Raw genomic sequence first — 16,617 nt, 5'->3', positions numbered from 1 at the left:
CCGACCCCTCAGTTCACGTCGGCGATCAGGTAGCCGGCATCGGCACCGACGACGACGACCTTGTAGACGTCGGTGTGGCGCACGTACTGAACCTTGTTGCCTTCGGCGTTGTACTTGTCGGTTTCCGGCATGCCCTTCTTGCGCAGGGTGTAGCCGAAGGACGGGATGTCGTGGTCGGCCGACTCACCGGCGCCGGGCTTGGCCACGTAGGCAAGGATCACGTTGTCGCCCCAGATGTCGCCGGTCGCGCCGTTGCCGTCGGCGGCCAGCGCTTCGCCAATGTGGATGTGCTCGACACCCCAGATCGCCTTCAGGTGTTCCAGCGTGATCAGCTTGCGTTCCTGGGTGCCCAGTGCGGCGGCGAGCTTCGGGTGGAACTTGAGCGAGGCATACGCGGCGGCACCCATGGCGACCGTGTTCGGCCGCATGCCGGTGCGCTGGCGCACGACCTCCTTGCCGTCCTCGATGTCCTTGATCGGATCACCGCCGCCATTCACCCACTTGGCCGCGCCGGCCAGCGTGACCTTGGCACCGGCGAGATAGGTGTTCGAGTTCTGCGCCAACCGCGCAGCGGCCACTTCGCGGCCGAGGTCGATCGCATCCTTGACGCGCTTCGCTGCCTTGGCTTCTTCGTTGAACATCGATTCGGCCTGCTCGCGGTAGTCCACCGGGTACGAGAGGTCGTGTTCGCGCAGCACCACATCGAGCGTATCCGGGTCGTCGGCCGTCATCACATTGGACTTGCCGCGAATCGCGCGCTCGGTTTCCCACAGACGGAAGGCTTCTTTGCCGAACCGCGGAATGATGCCGGCTTCCTTTTCCATCTCGGCGACCGGGAACAGGCCCTCGCCGATGTACTGGGCGTTGCGGTAGCCGCGCGCCAGGCTGGTCAATACCGGGTCGACGACCCGGAGCTTGCTAAGACGATCTGCCATCACGTTTTCCTTGTTGAGTCAGCAGGGGTTAAACCAGCGAGCGCACGGCTTGCTCGTAGGGAATGCCTTTCTCGGCGGCGAGTGCGACTGCGCGCTGGTGCAGCGCCAGCCGATCCGGGTCGGTCGACTTCTCGGCGAACTCAGCCGATGCGCCGGAGGCCCCGGTGGTCGACCTGTCCTTGGTCGCGTGCTCGCCGAATTCAACAACCTTGGGCAGCTCCCCAAGGAAGGACTTGAACGCATCGGCCAGCGGCTGCTTGCTATCGCCTTCGCCAAACTCGACCGGCGCTTCGCCGTCGACGGCATCGAGCAGCGCGACCACGGCGGCCTTGGCCTTCGGCGCCAGCCGGCCTTCGCCGACCAGACCTTCGGCAAAGGCCGCATGTTCGCCGTGGCGCTTGGTCGCGGCGGCATTGCGCTTGTCGGCCTCGGCCACAGCCAGTTGTTGCTTCAGGCGGGTATTCTCGGCTTCAAGCTGTGCTTTCTCTTCCGGGGTCACGGTGTGCTCCTCGTCATTGGGTTGGGGATGGGATTCGGAAAACGCCGAACTGCCCTCGACGCGCTCGTCGTTGCGTTCCTGTTGGGCGGCCTCGCGGATTGATTCGATCTGCCAGTCAGGTACGACCTGATCGGCCGTCTCCTGGCCGTGCTGGCCGATGAGCCAGTCACGCAGGCGGCGGAATAGCGAGGCGCTGGTGTCGAGTCCCCAGCCACCGAAGGCCACGCCTTCCTGAAAGCAGACGCAGCCGTCGTCTTCGGTGCTGTCTTCGGCAAAGGACGGTTCGTCCAGACCCTTGACGGCCGGCGGCTGCGCGCCAAGGAAGCCGATATGACGCAGATACCAGATGCCGGGCTTCGGGTTGTTGAGGTCTTCGGGGCGGTAGAACTTGGCGGAGATCGTGCCGAAGCGGCCGGCGTTGACCTCTTCGGCGAAGGCCGGGGCGACCTTCATCGGCTCGGCGTACAGGCCGCGCTCGTTGCTTAAGAGCGACTTGGCCCAGCCTTGCGCCGGGTCATCACTCTTCGGATGGCCGACGACGATCGGCGCCTTGTGACGTGTCGGGTCGTAGGCCGCCGCCGTCGCGTCGAGGTCCGCCTGCGAGAACGAAATCTCTTCGCCGGCGGTGGTGATCCACGTACCGGGCTTGAAGATATGAAGGGGCTTGGGCGTTTTCATGCGGCCATGATCGGCCGCAGCGGCGGGACTGGCTTTTAATCCAGTTTACTGAGTTGACGATGCGCCGGTGACACCCCGTGCCGAGGGGAAGCGGTGACCGCCGATGGAAAGCACGCCCGGAAAGTCACGCTGGCCGCTTTATAAAGCTTTACGGCGTGCGGATAGCAGCCGGGACGGGGATTCGGACGTGCCGGCGATCAAACCGGCGCCACGACGCTAAATCCGCGCGGCCGTCTGGAGGTGCCGTAGCACGGTATCGAGCACCTCTTCCTTGGCCTCGGGCTGGAGTTTTCCGTCGGCGTCGATTGGCAGAAACGGCCGGGCCGGTACATCGCCCCAGAGGTTCGGGAAGTCGGCCTTGTCGCCGCCGAACTGCTGCATGGCCGCGTAGACCTTGTTGCTGCCAACCAGCGCGTAGTCATGGCCATAGTCGGCGGTGATCGAAGCCGCGAGGTCGCCGGTGTGCTGCAGAATACGAAAGTCCGACGCACTGCCCTCGCCGCCGGCGCGGCGATCCAGCGTGACCTGCGACAGCGACGCCCACTTGGGGCGACCTTCGTCGGCGAGATTGCGCTCGGCCTCGTACAGCAGCGCCTGGGAAATCTTGCGCATCGGTACGCTGAGGTCGCCGCCGGCGCGCTGCAGATTGCGCAGTGCGCGGGTCAACTGGTGATCGTCGATGGTGATGGGGCTAACCATGGTGTGCCTCGCTGCGTCTGGATTCGGTGTTGTACTCGGTGACCCAGACCAGCTGGGCAAATTGCCGGTGCTGCAGCACGGCCCAGTAGTGCTGCCAGCGCAGCCAGAGCAGCACGTGCGCGTTGTGCATCAGCCGTCCCCGAGTTCGCCCCTGGCCAGCTCGGCCAGCGTGCCGGTGTAGCGCTGCAGGTCCGGTTGCCACGCCGCGGCGCCGGGGTTGTAGCTCCAGCCGATATCGGGCGATATCGTGATCTTCTTGCCGGTGGCCGGGTCGGTCTCGGTATAGGTCGCCACTTCGCGATACTCGCCAGTCCGGCCCGAGACCAGCTTCATCGTGCTGCCGAGCTTGTCGCCGGAGGCGTCGACCTTGAGACCCTGGCGCGCAACATTGCCTTCGGACAGCGCGATGACACGGCAGCGGCAGCCGAAGCCGTTGGACGGATAAAACACAGCCCAGAACGGGTCGTCATAGCGGAACACCTTGCCGTGCAGTGCACGGTGACTCGGGCGCGTCAGTCCGTCCAGAATGGCGCTGTACTGCCAGTACGGGCGATCATCGACGTTATCGAGCTGCCCCTGAAAGCGCCCGGCCATGTAGGCCGTCTGCACATTGACGCGGTAAATTGTACGCAAGCGCCAAGCGCTGCCGAGCTGTACCGGGCGGACTTCGCCGGTGGCCGGATCGGCCAGTTCCTGTTTGCCCCACCAGCCCTTGGCCTGCAGCACCGGCGTGAGCTCCTTCTCGAACCAGGCCAGCGTCTTGCCTTCGTCGATGGCGGTCTGCACCGCATCGCGGATGTCCTGCAAGATGTCGAGCCTTGTGGCCTTGGCGACGGTGAACGCCGTCGCCTGCGCGTCGTGCCAGGTGTCTTCCCAGTCCCAGCTGATCGCAAAGCCCTTGCGTTGCAGGTAGGCGATCGCATCGCGCGGCGGCAAGCGCATGCAGTAGGCGAGATCGATCTCAGCCATGCAACCGGCCCCAGACCTTGGCGACGAAGATCGCCCGCGCCAGGCGTTCCTGCAGGCCAGTGCTGTCCATGTCCGGATAGACCTCGGCGAGCTGGCCGAGCAGCTCGTCCGGCGGCAAGCCATCGTTGATCCGCTGCAGCAATGGCGCAATCAGCTGCCGAGCCTGAGCATCAAGCACGTCGGCCGAGACGGCGTCGAGCGCCTTGTCCAGCGCGAGCTGGTCGGCGGCTTCGTCCCGCTCCTTTGAGGGGACGTCCTCCGGGGCGTCGGCAAACTCGGCGGCCGCTGCAGCGTCCTCCGCCGGCGCCTCGTCCAGGTCACCATCCTGCAGGCCATAGGCACGCTTGAAGTACGCTGGCGTAAAACGTGCGCCGGCCTGCGTGAGCGTCTCGTCACGCTCGGCCAGCACTTTGTCGACTTCCTGCTGCTCCCACATCGAGAACACCGGCCGGGCCGCATCACCCCAGTTCAGCTCGCACGTCCAGCGGATCAGCGTGTTGATGGCTTCCTCGACGATCGCCTTGTCGCCGTCGCGGATGTCGCGGGTGACCTCCAGCCCGGCCTGCGCCGACGCACGGTTGGCAGTGGCTTCGGTGGTCTGGTTCTGGCCGAGCAACGCGATCGAGACCTCGGAGCGGCAGAAGTGCAGCAGCCGCTCGTACACCTCGGCGCTGCCGGTCTTGCCGGCGGCTTCCTTGATCTCGATGCTGGAATCGTCGGGAATGGCCGCCACGGCGTCTTGCACCATGTCTTCCAGCCGATCCAGCAACAGGTTGGTCTCGGCGTCGCTGGCGCCGCGCGGGTGCTTGCCGATCACCCACGGTGCACCGTACTTCTCGGTGAACTGCACCCAGAACTTCAGGCCGCCTTTCTTGAAGGTGGTCGGCCAGAACACCATCGACAGGTCGGCGAAGCCATACGGGTTGTCGTAGCTCGGGTCTTGCCTGGGAATGAGGAACTTGCGCTGCGGCAGCTCCTCGCCCTTGAGCGGCGCCTGCTTGGTGCACATGCGCAGCTGATTGTCCGCGTCGTAGACGAACCACTCGGCCGGCTTACCGACGACGTCGACCGGCACGATCAGCCCGCCGACCTTGCCCCACATCACTTCCATCGGCTGATAGCCATAGAGCACCGCGTCGAGCATCTCGGTGATGATCCGGGACAGATCGAGGTTGGCGAAGATGGCTTCGATCGCTTTGGCGGTGCGGCTCTTGGCGCGGTCTTTATCAATACCCCATTCAAGCGCTTTCACCGCAGCCTTGCGCCGGCGAATGCAGCCGCCTACGTGGGCATCGGCACGCAGCTCGCGGTAGACCTTGATGTCCTTGCCCAGCGCCTTCAGCACCGTATCGGGATTGGGCAGGTAGGTACTCAGTCCGTAGAAATCGATACTGCGATCGCGAGTAGCAATCTGCGCGGACAGCGACTTGGTCGACTCGCCAAACTGGACGAACTCGGTGGGCGTAACCCACATGCCTCTTTTGCTCATTGGTAGCCTTGGGTGATACGGGCGCCCTTGCGACGGCGGCGGGATTTCACCGACACCGGGCCCTTGTTGAGTTCGCGGCTGGCGAAGTAAGCCAGCGCCACAGCGACGGCGGCGTCACCGTGACGCTTGCCTTTGTCTGCGCCGGTGGTGCGCGAGTCGGGAATGCGCGGCACGCCCTTGATGATCTGCACCGCCCGCAGGTCGGCGAGTACGTCGGCGTCCTGCGGCAGATCGACGAGCGTGCCGTCCTCGAGCGCGGCCTTCACCGGCGCCATGTGCTCGCGATACCAGGACTCCGACAACATCACCTGCTGGATGCGGCTGGCGCCGTAGCGCTGCATGGCGACCTCGGCTAGAAACTGGCCATTGCCGCGGGCGTCGAACGCGCCGCCGGTGAAACGCGGTAGGCGATCGAGCAGGTAGAACGCCACCTGTTCCTGCTGACGGAACGGCACATTGCGCAGCTCGATAATGAAGGGCACGCGCCGCACCAGGTTCTGCGTCTGTATCAGCGGCACGTGCACGCTCAGGTCGCCGGAGCGACCGAAGTCCTCGCCGTTGAAGCTGATCGCATCGGCCGGCAAGGCGGCGAGCAGTGGCGCCAGTTCGGCTTCCAGCCAGTCGCGGCACTCGGCGGTGCGGATATGGTCGGGCAGCAGCTCGAAGCCTTCCTTGCACACCCAGCGCAGCACCGGCGTATCGGCCGACATGCGTGATTCGATCAGCGCGCGACTCAACCACGCGCCGCCGCTGTTCTTCGGCACGCAGTCGAGTTCTTCTTCGGCGTCGTCGCCGTAGAAGTCTCGGATTTCCTTGGCCCAGACCGCTTCACCGTCGGCGGTCCATTCGATGCCGCGGCGCAGGCAGATACGGCGATACAGCCCGTCGGCCAGCGCGTCGTCGAAGGTGACGCGGTGCAAGCTGTACGGCTTCTTGCCCGAGCGCGAATCGGTGACCAGCTCGTTGAAGGCGTTGTCGACGCCGTCGTGCGTCGAGATGATGTGAACCTGACCGCCCCACATCAGTAGAGCCATGGCGGCCTTGAGCAGCTCGGCCAGGTTCTCGTGGAACGCCGCCTCGTCGATGATCACGCGGCCTTGCTTGCCGCGCAGGTTGGACGGCCGCGACGACAGCGCGGTGATCCGGAAGCCCGAGGCAAAGCGGATCACGAACGAGAGGATGGCCTTCTCGTCGTCGCCATCCTTGAAGACCTCTTCGGTCTGCTCGATCTCGCCGGCGGCCAGGCTGTAGTGCTTGGCCCAGTCGGCGCAATCGCGGATGAACTCCTGCGCCATGTCCTTGTTGTAACCGATGTACCAGACGTCCATGCCGCGCTGGCTCGCGGCCAGTAGCGCCGAGTCCGCGGCTTCGCCCCAGGACAAACCGATCCGACGCGACTTCTCCATTAACTTGACCGGCGTCTCATCAGCGCACCAGCGCTGCTGGTAAGGCAGCAGCACGGTCGGCGCGCGATCGAGGCGGGACTCGGCGACGGTCATGCGACGATCCCGAGAATCTGTTTGCGGATGACGTTGGCCGCGTCGTCCGAGAGGCCGCCGGTTTTGACGACCTTCTCGACGGCATCGGCAGCGGCCTGCGCGCGCGCCTGCAGCTCCAGACGGAATTTCTTCTGGTTCACGCTGGCCCGCGCCAAAGTGGCGATGTTCTTGGCCGCATCGGACAAAAGGCCGATGCGCTCGGCCGGGGTGAGTTTCTCGTCGCTGGCGTCCTGCAGGTTGATGAGGCTGTCGAACAGTTCGGTCTGCACCAGGGCAATGACCGCTTCTGACCGGGCGTCCTGATCGTCGGCCGCGCCCTCGGTCAGCATGCGCGCGGCTTCTGTCGACGCTTTGATCGCGGCAAAGCGCCGCTCGATCTTCTGGCCGTAGCGGTGAATGGCGCTCTTGCTGATGGCGTAGCCGCGATCGTGGAGCATCTCCTCCAGCGCCTGGTAGCCGCTGAAGTTGCTGTCGGCCAGTGCGCGCTCCAGCCAGCGGCGCACGTCTTCCGGCAGACCGTCGATGCTGGATTGGCGACCCATCAGCCTTCCGCCCAATACTTCGCCGGCCGGGCAATGCCCGGCTCGCAGGTGATCGTGTATTCAGCGATGTCGACGCCGTAGCGGGTCAGGTTCGCGAACCACGGGCCGGAAGGCGTCTTGTTCAATTCGACCAAGTCACGATCAGCCAGATAGTCCAGCTCGCGGCGGACTTCCAGCGCGGTCGCATCCGGGTAAATGGCATGCATCACCTCAAGCAGGAACTGCTCGCTGCTGGTGTACGGCCGGGCCTTGTTCAGCGTGTTGATCAGGTTCCAGCGCATCGACTCGCGCCGCACCTTGGTGATGTCAGCCATGGTTCACCCCCTTCATTTGAACGACTTCGAGTTTGTTGTAGAGCGCATCGAGCTTGGCCTCGATCACGCTTTGGCCGCGCACATAGTCTTCGCGGCGCACGTACTGCAGCGGCAGCTCGGCCTTGAAGTGCAGGAAGTCGCGCTCCAGCGCGGACAAGCCCTGCGCTTCCTGCTGCATCTGGTTCATCAGCGTGGCGAGCCGCGCATCCCAGTGCTGGGCCGCTGCAGCACGGGCGGCTTCCATCGAGTCGAACCGCTCCTCAAGGCGGCGATCGACCTGCGCCAGCAGCACCTTGCCCGCCGCGAACAGGAAGCCGAAGAACCCCAACAGCAGCGAGACCAGCGCCCAGAAATCAACCTGGATCATCATGTCGGCCCCCTCGCACCAAACTGGCGCCGCAGGGCTTCGAAGCGCTGCTGGCAATCAATGCAGCGGGTGCAGCCCGCTACCTTGATCCGGCGTTGTTCGGGGATGGACTCGCCGCAATCCGCACAGCCGAGCCGGCTTGCACCGGCTGGCTGGGTACGCGCGGCGGCGATGGCCAGGTCCCTCTGGTGTTGCTCCAGATCACTGGCGCGGTCGAATACGTCGGTCATTGCAGGCCGGCTCCCTGATGCAGCTGGATATAGGCGTCTACTCGGGCTTCGAGCCGCTGGCACCACTCGCCGTAGTCGGCGGCGTGGGCGAGAAGGTCTGCCGGTGGTAGCCCTTGGTCGGCGCTGGCGGCTTGGCTGGCTTGATCAGCATCTCCGGCGTCGGCTGCGGCCCCTGTATCAGCACTGGCTGCGGCGTAACCGAGATGGGCGCGGTAGACGCGCAGGCTGTCAGGGCCGAGGCCAGTAAAGCGAGGGCCATCTTGCTGAACGGCACGATCGATCTGCGCATAGAGCAGCTCCTTGGTTTTGGCCAGCGCGGCCTGGGTGTTGAGCAACTGCAAGCCGACGCGATGCGCCTCAGAGGCGTAGAACTGCTGCGTCACCAACGCCTTGCCCAGCGTGTCGGTCGCGGCTTCAGCGGCGACCCTGAGCACATTCGCATGGTCGGCGTCCTGCCTGGCCAGCCTGGCCTCGTAGACCCGCGTGGTTTTGCTGGTGCCGGCGCTGTAACCCATCCAGCCGGCAAGGCCGATTGACAGGGCGATGGCGCCGATACGTACTGCGTGACCAGCGGCAACGCGATAGAGATCAAGCACGGCGAGCCCTCCGACGATTGCGGGATTTGCGCGCGGTACGCTGGATAGCAGCCGCACCGCTCGGGCGCCGGCTCGGCGCTGGATAACCCGACACCGAATAGCGCGGCGACGGCATCCAGTTGGTCAGCGCCATGAAGAAGTGCGTCAGGATGCTGCGCATGTCAGCCCCCCGAAGAAGCCACCAGTTAAGAGCAGGCAAAGAACAATTCCGGTTGCAACCAACGAACTCCAGAAGCTGTGCCGCCCGCTTTTGGGTTGACCATGGCGGTTAAGCTCCATGCCAAGCCCAAACACCAGAAGAAACAAGTAGATGTATTGAGGCCAGCCCATATCAGCTCTCCTGATCCGCAGCGCGCTTGCCGCGCAAGGCTTCAATCAGGCGCAGTGCCGCGACGTAGCCGCCGACGAGGCCGAGGTAGACCAGCCAGGTGTCGACCGACAGCGTGTCCTTCACGCCCTGGTAAACAAACATGCCGGTGCTGGCCGCGCAGGCCACATTGGCCCAGAGCTTGGTGTGTGAGAGGCGGCCGGTATCCGCGTTGGAGATGAGTTCGAGCACGCGCATCAGGACACCTTTCGTTGCGCGGGCTGCGCGTTCAATCGCAAGGCGAAATGCGGGAACTCGCGGAACGGTGCGCCGGGGCGGCCATACCAGTTCAGCCCCAGCTCCATGCCGATCCGGCCAGCGACCAGCCACGACGTGTGTTTGTCGTCCCACATCGGCTTGCCGTTGACCAGCGGCACGATGTCGAACGCACGCGCAGCCGGCTTGCCGTTCAGCGTGGCGTTGTGCTCGGACTGGCCGCCGCGGGCATTGGTGACGCGCGGGCCGTGCACGCCGCGCCCCTGGGCGTACAGCGCGTCCTGCTCGGCGTTCGAGCGGTAGGTGCAGGTAATCAGGATATCCAGCCCGGCGGCCTCGCAGCGCCGCAGAAACTCGCGGCAGATCGGCTGCAAATCCGGGTGAAGGTCTTCGATCTTGCGGCTAGGCATGGCGCCCTCCAGACGTGAACATGCCGCCATATTCGGCGGCATGTTCGGGGAGGGCTTTTAATGAGGTTTAAGGCAGGCTCTGACTTAGATCACATAGATATTGGAATAGCTGCACCGAATAGCTACACACAAAAATCAAGGCTGGTTTCGTCAAGGCTAAATACACAATGTGAGCCATGAGAACGCCTACAACAACTACGGCATCGACAGCTCGAAATGCAACCCGCTGAGTACGCAACCTATGCTTCAAGGCGGTAAAGGTGCCGGAAACAATGTCCTTGATTGCAGCATAATCGGTTTCGATTTTTTTCCATTTGCGATCAATTTCTTCTTCGATCGCATTAAGGGTATGAAGTTGGTTACGTAGAACCAGCCACGTCAAAATCGCAAAGACCCAAACCCCGACGAGAACCGCAGAGTTAACCCACAAAGTGGCGTCAACGGCTGACGTCGGCTTAAGCTGCGTTGCCACAATAATCGTGGCAACAGGAATGCCTAAAATCTGGTTTTGCACATCAGCGAATGTTTTGTGGATTTTTGCCAGTTCTTCAAGCTTTGCAACTTCCATCTGGTTGACGATTTTCTCATACGAAAAATCGGCCACAAACAGGCGATATCCTTCGTCGAAACGCTTGAGCAGCTCTGCAACGTGTTCAAGCAGAAAAGCAAAGCGGTTTCGTAGCGTTATCGGAGAACAGATCGCTCGAATCTCCTTCGCTAGAATCGACAGTTTTTGCTCGCGATGAGTATCCAGTCCAAAGCGGCTTAAAAGCTCCTCGACCTTACGAACATCGAGCTCTGTTAAGTGCTTAACCGAGTAGCTCACCGGTATGGTCAACTTTCCGCCATCGACCAGTACTAGCTCTTGAGCGTCTTTATCAAGATACGCAGCACACTCGCCGAATAGCTCGATCAGCTTCAGCACTATTTGATAACGCGCTACTAGCTCGGGAGGATCGGCATCACCCGATGCCCATACCTCATCTAAGAGGAAGAACCTCTGGGCTCGTATGCGACCTGTCCGGAAGTTGAGCACATCCTCCAAAGATTGCGCAAAACATCCCAACCCAACCCTAGGATCCTCTACATGGAAATGGATGGTGTCGCCAACGTTGATCTTGGAGGCATCAAGGCCGCTATAAGCGAGCCCGAACTCTCGCGGGTCATCGAAAAGTTTTATGAGAAGCGTCAGCTGTTCAGTGGTGGCGACAGTCAGTGTGCCTGCACGAGCGCAGGCCTCGAACTGGGTCGCTCGATACACTGATACCAGCTGTTCAAATTTCTCCTTGCTCATCATTGAGCTCTTCAATCAACTCTTGGCGTAAGTGGTCAGGGATGCTCGACAGGACGATCGTGTCGCGGTTTCGGTCATACTTTAGGTGGCCCGAACGGATCGCCTTTCTGTCGAAAGTTAGCTTCCAGTAGTCGGACTTGCCTTCGAACTTTATCAGTCGTCTGGTTGCGCGTCGATCAGGTACGAACCCGTCGGATAGCGAAAGCTCGTCGCTGATCAGCGTGCTGCGGAGCAGTTCTGGCTCTTCTGGCCACAGCCGATTGATCAGTGCCTCAAGACTGACCGGAGTGCCATCCTTGCGTAACTGCTCCAGATACCCATGTGCATCCTCGAACAAGCTGTCCTTGGCCTCAGTAGACAGCCCCTGCGTTTCGGCGAATGTTTCCAGCCCCCGCACCAGCTTTTGGGTTTCCTTCAGCGCTTCCAAAACGTCGTTGCAACCAAGGAACAGTTTGAAATACTCGGCTACATCGCTGCGACCTTTTAAAAATCCGATATAGCGTTCTTTGTCAGCTCGCCATGCCGTCAAACTTATTCGGCCAGCAACGCGTAGTTGGCTCATATCAAGGTGAATGCTGGCCGCTACCGCAAGTTGCTCAGTGATCGCGGCACCGACCACGTCGGTAACCATCGCGACAAGTAAATATTCAGTGTTGTCGTTCGTGATCGTCGTAAAGAGGACGTAGCCTCCACTTGCCAAAAGTTCTTGTGATGCGCGATTTGCAAGGTGCTGCATCATGCGCTGCGTCATCTCGACGAAGCTGAGTTCATCATCTGCGTAGTGCTGCCGCACATATTTTACGGTCGGGTATTCATCTTCGCTTTCCTCGAAACGACCATACCCTTTTCCAAGCCGACTGCTATACAGCTTATGTAGTTGTTCGACCAAGCGCTGAATAGTCTCGTCAATTGGCAAAGGGTCATCTCGAAGCTCTACGGTTGCTTCTCGTTTGTGCTGCTCTTTCTTGAGTTTATGCACGATGAAATTTTCTACTTGCAATTCCTTCTCCCTTGCGATTTGGTATTTTTAAAAATTTGTGAATGCAGTAGCTTGTAGTTTTTCGAATGTCTTGCGATCCGTTTTGGCTAGCATCTTCCGGCCCTCGGTGAAGGTCGCGGCAAGGAGGATCGAAGCCGGTTTTTTGTCTACGGCCCCGAGTAGTCCGCCGATGACCAGGCCGGCTACGCCGAACATGGCGCCACCGGCTAAGCCGAGCCCAGCGGCTCCGGCCATTCGGCTGGCCGCCTCTTCGCTGATTTGCTCAACAGTCAACAGCTCTTCACTCGGTTTAACGGTGATCGCCGCCGGGAATCCCTGCTTGGGCTTCTTCGGGAACACCAGTAATCCCCAGCCAAACTCCGCCCGGCCGGGCGGGAAATCACCTGCCAAAACCTCGACTGCTGCCATTGCGTTTCCTCTTGGCGTTAGAACAGTTCTTTCTGGATATTGATCACTGGCAACTCCGGCTCAGGAGTAGTCGGCCGAGGCCGTTTGCGGGATTGCGCTTTGGGCTTAACCGGCGGCGGCTTGACGGCCTGCCAGTACGGCAGTGCCAGCTTTTCCGGACGCACGCACTCAAGATCGGCAGCACCGTCGTTAGCGACGATGCTGCCAACGGTATATGGCTTGCCGTCGAACTCGCACACCGACAATCGGGCCTCGGCAGCCTGCGCGACATTGGTGGCGGTGTATGCCTGATAGCCAAGATAGGTCGTGGCCAGTATCGCGACGACTGCGACGCCCGCGGCGAGTACTAAACCACGGCGGCTACGTGCCAAGCGTGCCGCAGCGGTGCTACAGGTCTGGCACAAGGGGCGCAGCGGCTTGGCCAGACGTAACTGCTCCGCTTGGCGTTGTGCCTCGGCCAGCTGCTCTTGGTATTGCTTCGCTTGAAGCTTTGCTTCCGCCAGTTGCTGCAGGTACTGCTGCTCGTGCGCTGTGCTCAACTTCAGTTGTGCGGATAAGGCGGTGACTTGTTGCACAACCTTGGTCATTGCGCCAGCGTTCTCATCCAGCTCGGCACTTTGCTGAGTTCTGTTGTGCTGCAACTCTGCGATTTCGTTCCAGGCATCCAGCAGTTTGTTGACTGCATCCCTTTGCTCAAGCCGAAGCTCGTTGATCCCGGCGTTGAACAATGTCTTGAGGCGGGAGCGAATCTCGACCAAGGCGTCGTTGGTCGTCGCCGACAGGCGCTCCACCTTCAGGTGAATCTCCCGTTTCTCAGCCGCGTTCAACTCCCGGCCTTTGTCCTCGCCGTAGTAGTTGTTGATGTCACCGGCTGCCGCCTGATCAATCTGAGCACCGCCAAAACTGACCGTCTTGCCTTCATCCTCGTCTTGCGTCACTTCTTCTTTCCGTTCTTGTTGACGATATCTCCTGCCGTTGCTTGGCCGATCTGGGCATTGCCGTAGTCGACCGTGTAGCGCGGCCCTTTGGCCGGTGCTGCTACTGCACCACCAAGCAGCACCCGCAGTGCCGCATCACGTAGCTCGGGCGGGCTGGCACGGTAGCGCGTCAGGATCATCTGCTCATCAGGCGGTAGCGTTGTAACGGCCTGCTGTCCGGTGAGCACGAACACAACGTCCGCCCCAAGACCTTTGAGCTCCTCCAGCTTATTCAGCGGGATGTTCCCTTTTTCCAGCCAGTTGTAAATCGTGTTGCGGACAGAGCCAATCTGCTTCGCAACTGCGGTCACGCCGCCCAGCCGTTCGATTTCTGCGGCCAGCCGCTTTGCGCACTCATCCATAAAAATGAGCATCTCCACTTGTATTGCTCAATATTATGAGCAATAATCAATTCACACCGTCCCACCACGAACGGCAACTTAATCGGCACCTTCCACGGCGCCGCCGCCCCTCAACAGGAGCCCCAACATGAAACTGCGTACCCCGGACGAAGCGCGCGCGGCGCTTGAAGCCCAAGGCATTTCGATCACCCAGTGGGCGATCGCCAACAAATACTCACCGAACCTCGTGTTCGAGGTGCTCGGCGGCCGCAAGAAGTGCGTCCGTGGCCAATCTCACGAGATCGCCATCAAGCTCGGCATCAAGGAAGGCGAAATCTGCGCCGACCCGGCCCGCGCCCTGGAGCGCCGCGAAGGAACCGAGCGCCGCATCGCCGAACGTCGCGCTGCCTGAGCCCGTCATGAAGCTCGATCACTTTGACCTCCCGATTCTCGGCGGCAACGTCCAACCCACTCCACTGGACAGCGCAAAACAGCTACGCGCAACGATGACACGCGACAACGGCAAGGTGCTGATTTCTCTCAGTGAGGCTATGGCCATGCTCCAAGCTGCTCAGCAATCCGGTACAGCTTCTTCCGGGCTTCCAGTTGCTCCAAAGGCTCGTAGTCGTCGGCTTGGCCTGTCTGCGCAGCTGCCGCATCGAATCGCGCCGCGACGTCCTTCCATCTCGGCGCCAAGCTCGCGGCGATTTCTGGTTGCGCTTTCAACAGCGGCGGTAGCAAGTCGCACAGCACCACGAACAGGCCATTGGCCCAATCGTCAACGCGGTCGATTTCCGCGCGTAGCTGTTCAACCTGCAGCTCCAGCGCTGCGTGGCGTTGCTCCCAATCCTGCGCTTGCGACATGGTCTTTTTCCTTACGCGAATCATATGCCGTCACTATCGCAAGCTGCAACGGTCTTGCACAGGGCGAAAAAACTTATTTATTTGGAATGCCAGTAAAACCGGGGTTCCAGCCATGAAGCGCAGCTGGAACAGGTTCGTCGCCGCCGACTCCACGTCAGCCATTCGTGGCTGCCTCGGCTATGCCAGAGACCACAGAAACCTTTCAGTCGAGGGCGTGGCTGATCTTGCTGGTTTCAGCCACCACGACCTCTACAAGTACGCCAGCAATGGCCGCATGCCAGCAATCCTGATCCCTCCGTTCGAACACGCGTGCGGTGCGCACTTTCTCAGCGATTGGTTGGCACTGAAGGCGGGCCGGTTGGTGATTTCGGTTCCGCTCGGCCGCTCCACCAGCGCAAAAGACATCAATGCACTGCAGACGGTACTGAACGACGCAGTCGGCCAGATCCTGGCCTTCGCTGCCGGCAACACGGATGAGCATCAGGCACTGTCGGCGATTCACGCGGCAATGGCCGGCTTGGCCTGGCATCGCGTCAACATCGAAAAACACAGCCAGCCCGAACTGGCGCTGGGAGCGGACGAATGAGCGAAACCAGCAAGCCGGCGCAATCGGTCCGCCGCGCCTTTCGTTTGGTGTGGGTGCTGCAGGGCCACAGCTTTGAGGGGCTGCGCCTGAAACAGGTGGCCGATGCCTTGCAGGTCAGTTCGCCGATGGCGCTGCGCGATCTGCAGGTGCTGGCCGAGGAAGGTTTGGCCGAGCGCGTACCGGGCCGCGAGGACTGCTGGCGACTGACGCCCAAGCTGGTGCAGCTTGCCTGCGCCCATCAGGAAGAAATGCGGCGCCTGAAGGCTGCCGTTGATGAATTCACCCAGCGCTATACGCGCCAACCCCGCTAAGAGGAAAAGCCCATGGCTCGCAAACCGCTCACCATCGTAGAGGCAGTCGGCCCCGATTTCATCGGCGGTACGCTGCCGGACGACACCGCCAGGGAAATCGTTGTCCGTGAGGCAATGGATCAACAGGACAGCCGCGTCCGTGCCGTTGCGGTGCAGCTGGGTTACCAGTTGCCCGCCGATTGCATCGACCCCGATCTGATCCAGCGCGATATCGCCGCCAATATGCGCCGCAGCGTCGAAGCCTGCCTGGAAGTGGGCCGAGGGCTGGCCGTGCTCAAGGCCGCTTGCGAGCACGGGCAGTTCACTGCCAGATTGGAGGTATTGGGTATTGAACATACCGTCGCTATTCGATTCATGCAGGCGGCGATGAAGTTTTCAAAAGCTGCGACGTCGCAGCTTTTGACGAAGGCTATCGGCAATCAATCCAAGCTGTTCGAAATGCTGGTGCTCGACGACGAGCAGATCGAGGAACTCGAACTCACCGGATCGACCGGCGAGCTCACGCTCGACGACGTCGCCACCATGAGCGTGAAGGAGCTGCGCGCCAAACTGCGCGAGGCCCGCGACAGCCTGACTGACAAAGACCGCGTGCTTGAAGCGCGCAACAGCAAGATCGACGAGCTCGACGAGAAGCTGGTGCGTACCACGCGGCAGGTGCAGGCGCTGAGCCCGGCCGAGATCGGTGAACAGATTCGCACCGAAGCGACGGCCATGATGTCCCGGGCGGAAACCGAGCTACGCGCGCTCAAGCCGGCGTTCGATGCCTTGCAGCAGCACAGTACCGATCACGGCAGCGCGCACGCCGACTTCATGGCCGGTTTGGTGGCACAGCTGCAGTTCGCGTTGAACCAGCTGCGCGGCGAGTTTGATATCGCCGATGCGCCCAGCGGCGACGCCACGCCGGCGTGGCTGCGCGAAGGCGCGGAAGAAGAGGCGCTGGCTGCCATTCGCCAAGCAGGTCAGTCGATGGGCATGAGCTTCGACGCCAACGGCTTGCCGGTCGCCGGCACCGCGCAAGGGGCCTGA

The 16,617-nt window shown here is 61.7% G+C and carries 25 protein-coding genes; 4 read left to right on the top strand and 21 right to left on the bottom strand.

The window, feature by feature from the left end; all coding sequences use genetic code 11:
• Positions 1-8: 8 nt before the first annotated feature.
• From R0382_RS18285 to R0382_RS18190, 20 genes are all read right to left on the bottom strand, one after another.
• Positions 9-935: a hypothetical protein gene (locus R0382_RS18285; RefSeq protein ID WP_432719853.1), complete on the bottom strand. Its 927-nt coding sequence runs from the start codon at positions 933-935 to the stop codon at positions 9-11.
• 28 nt (positions 936-963) lie between these two features.
• Positions 964-2,112 carry a peptidase gene (locus tag R0382_RS18280; RefSeq protein WP_432719854.1) on the bottom strand — a complete coding sequence of 383 codons (1,149 nt, stop codon included), beginning with the start codon at positions 2,110-2,112 and terminating at the stop codon, positions 964-966.
• A 216-nt stretch (positions 2,113-2,328) separates the two neighbouring features.
• Positions 2,329-2,811: a phage virion morphogenesis protein gene (locus tag R0382_RS18275; protein WP_432719855.1), complete on the bottom strand. Its 483-nt coding sequence runs from the start codon at positions 2,809-2,811 to the stop codon at positions 2,329-2,331.
• The gene (locus R0382_RS18270; RefSeq protein WP_432719856.1) at positions 2,804-2,941 is read right to left on the bottom strand and encodes a hypothetical protein; all 138 of its coding nucleotides are present in this window, start codon (positions 2,939-2,941) and stop codon (positions 2,804-2,806) included. Before R0382_RS18270 ends, R0382_RS18275 begins: the two co-directional genes overlap by 8 nt.
• On the bottom strand, positions 2,941-3,780 hold the full coding sequence (locus R0382_RS18265; RefSeq protein ID WP_432719857.1) for a phage head morphogenesis protein: 840 nt from the start codon (positions 3,778-3,780) through the stop codon (positions 2,941-2,943). The genes R0382_RS18270 and R0382_RS18265 overlap by 1 nt, the downstream gene beginning before the upstream one ends.
• Positions 3,773-5,254 carry a phage portal protein family protein gene (locus R0382_RS18260; RefSeq protein ID WP_432719858.1) on the bottom strand — a complete coding sequence of 494 codons (1,482 nt, stop codon included), beginning with the start codon at positions 5,252-5,254 and terminating at the stop codon, positions 3,773-3,775. The genes R0382_RS18265 and R0382_RS18260 overlap by 8 nt, the downstream gene beginning before the upstream one ends.
• A gap of 11 nt (positions 5,255-5,265) precedes the next feature.
• Positions 5,266-6,768 carry a terminase large subunit domain-containing protein gene (locus tag R0382_RS18255; protein ID WP_432719859.1) on the bottom strand — a complete coding sequence of 501 codons (1,503 nt, stop codon included), beginning with the start codon at positions 6,766-6,768 and terminating at the stop codon, positions 5,266-5,268.
• Positions 6,765-7,310 carry a DUF3486 family protein gene (locus R0382_RS18250; protein WP_432719860.1) on the bottom strand — a complete coding sequence of 182 codons (546 nt, stop codon included), beginning with the start codon at positions 7,308-7,310 and terminating at the stop codon, positions 6,765-6,767. The genes R0382_RS18255 and R0382_RS18250 overlap by 4 nt, the downstream gene beginning before the upstream one ends.
• Entirely contained in the window at positions 7,310-7,624 is a 315-nt protein-coding gene (locus R0382_RS18245; RefSeq protein ID WP_432719861.1) for a hypothetical protein, read from the bottom strand. The genes R0382_RS18250 and R0382_RS18245 overlap by 1 nt, the downstream gene beginning before the upstream one ends.
• Positions 7,617-7,994: a hypothetical protein gene (locus R0382_RS18240; RefSeq protein ID WP_432719862.1), complete on the bottom strand. Its 378-nt coding sequence runs from the start codon at positions 7,992-7,994 to the stop codon at positions 7,617-7,619. Before R0382_RS18240 ends, R0382_RS18245 begins: the two co-directional genes overlap by 8 nt.
• Positions 7,991-8,221: a TraR/DksA C4-type zinc finger protein gene (locus R0382_RS18235; protein ID WP_432719863.1), complete on the bottom strand. Its 231-nt coding sequence runs from the start codon at positions 8,219-8,221 to the stop codon at positions 7,991-7,993. The genes R0382_RS18240 and R0382_RS18235 overlap by 4 nt, the downstream gene beginning before the upstream one ends.
• A complete protein-coding gene (locus R0382_RS18230; RefSeq protein WP_432719864.1) occupies positions 8,218-8,817 on the bottom strand; it encodes a hypothetical protein in 600 nt (199 codons plus the stop codon). Before R0382_RS18230 ends, R0382_RS18235 begins: the two co-directional genes overlap by 4 nt.
• Positions 8,810-8,977 carry a hypothetical protein gene (locus R0382_RS18225; RefSeq protein ID WP_432719865.1) on the bottom strand — a complete coding sequence of 56 codons (168 nt, stop codon included), beginning with the start codon at positions 8,975-8,977 and terminating at the stop codon, positions 8,810-8,812. The genes R0382_RS18230 and R0382_RS18225 overlap by 8 nt, the downstream gene beginning before the upstream one ends.
• 171 nt (positions 8,978-9,148) lie before the next feature.
• On the bottom strand, positions 9,149-9,382 hold the full coding sequence (locus tag R0382_RS18220) for a hypothetical protein (RefSeq protein WP_432719866.1): 234 nt from the start codon (positions 9,380-9,382) through the stop codon (positions 9,149-9,151).
• Positions 9,382-9,810 (bottom strand): M15 family metallopeptidase, encoded by a 429-nt coding sequence (locus tag R0382_RS18215; protein ID WP_432719867.1) that lies wholly within the window; start codon positions 9,808-9,810, stop codon positions 9,382-9,384. The genes R0382_RS18220 and R0382_RS18215 overlap by 1 nt, the downstream gene beginning before the upstream one ends.
• Positions 9,811-9,877: 67 nt before the next feature.
• On the bottom strand, positions 9,878-11,104 hold the full coding sequence (locus R0382_RS18210) for a hypothetical protein (protein WP_432719868.1): 1,227 nt from the start codon (positions 11,102-11,104) through the stop codon (positions 9,878-9,880).
• Complete coding sequence (locus R0382_RS18205) at positions 11,085-12,104, bottom strand: nucleoid-associated protein (RefSeq protein ID WP_432719869.1); 1,020 nt, start codon at positions 12,102-12,104, stop codon at positions 11,085-11,087. The genes R0382_RS18210 and R0382_RS18205 overlap by 20 nt, the downstream gene beginning before the upstream one ends.
• A gap of 27 nt (positions 12,105-12,131) precedes the next feature.
• Positions 12,132-12,512 (bottom strand): hypothetical protein, encoded by a 381-nt coding sequence (locus tag R0382_RS18200; RefSeq protein ID WP_432719870.1) that lies wholly within the window; start codon positions 12,510-12,512, stop codon positions 12,132-12,134.
• Positions 12,513-12,529: 17 nt separating this feature from the next.
• A complete protein-coding gene (locus R0382_RS18195) occupies positions 12,530-13,450 on the bottom strand; it encodes a hypothetical protein (RefSeq protein ID WP_432721429.1) in 921 nt (306 codons plus the stop codon).
• Entirely contained in the window at positions 13,447-13,869 is a 423-nt protein-coding gene (locus R0382_RS18190) for a hypothetical protein (protein WP_432721428.1), read from the bottom strand. Before R0382_RS18190 ends, R0382_RS18195 begins: the two co-directional genes overlap by 4 nt.
• Before the next feature lie 109 nt (positions 13,870-13,978).
• Between R0382_RS18190 and R0382_RS18185 the strand changes: the two genes are divergently transcribed.
• A complete protein-coding gene (locus R0382_RS18185; RefSeq protein WP_432719873.1) occupies positions 13,979-14,242 on the top strand; it encodes a DNA-binding protein in 264 nt (87 codons plus the stop codon).
• A 137-nt stretch (positions 14,243-14,379) separates the two neighbouring features.
• On the opposite strand, the gene R0382_RS18180 is transcribed toward R0382_RS18185, so the two are convergent.
• Positions 14,380-14,694: a hypothetical protein gene (locus R0382_RS18180; protein ID WP_432719874.1), complete on the bottom strand. Its 315-nt coding sequence runs from the start codon at positions 14,692-14,694 to the stop codon at positions 14,380-14,382.
• A gap of 112 nt (positions 14,695-14,806) precedes the next feature.
• Here R0382_RS18180 and R0382_RS18175 point away from each other — a divergent pair, with 112 nt between their 5' ends.
• From R0382_RS18175 to R0382_RS18165, 3 genes are read left to right on the top strand one after another with little or no spacing between them, the layout of a single operon-like run.
• On the top strand, positions 14,807-15,280 hold the full coding sequence (locus R0382_RS18175; RefSeq protein ID WP_432719876.1) for a hypothetical protein: 474 nt from the start codon (positions 14,807-14,809) through the stop codon (positions 15,278-15,280).
• Positions 15,277-15,591, top strand: coding sequence for a helix-turn-helix domain-containing protein (locus R0382_RS18170; protein ID WP_432719877.1), 315 nt, complete (start codon positions 15,277-15,279; stop codon positions 15,589-15,591). Before R0382_RS18175 ends, R0382_RS18170 begins: the two co-directional genes overlap by 4 nt.
• Before the next feature lie 12 nt (positions 15,592-15,603).
• Positions 15,604-16,617: a hypothetical protein gene (locus tag R0382_RS18165; RefSeq protein ID WP_432719878.1), complete on the top strand. Its 1,014-nt coding sequence runs from the start codon at positions 15,604-15,606 to the stop codon at positions 16,615-16,617.

The organism is Jeongeupia wiesaeckerbachi (genome assembly GCF_050916355.1).
In the GTDB taxonomy this organism is placed as follows: domain Bacteria; phylum Pseudomonadota; class Gammaproteobacteria; order Burkholderiales; family Chitinibacteraceae; genus Jeongeupia; species Jeongeupia wiesaeckerbachi.
Note: the sequence above shows the minus strand (reverse complement) of the source record. Positions and strands in the feature narration are given on the sequence as shown.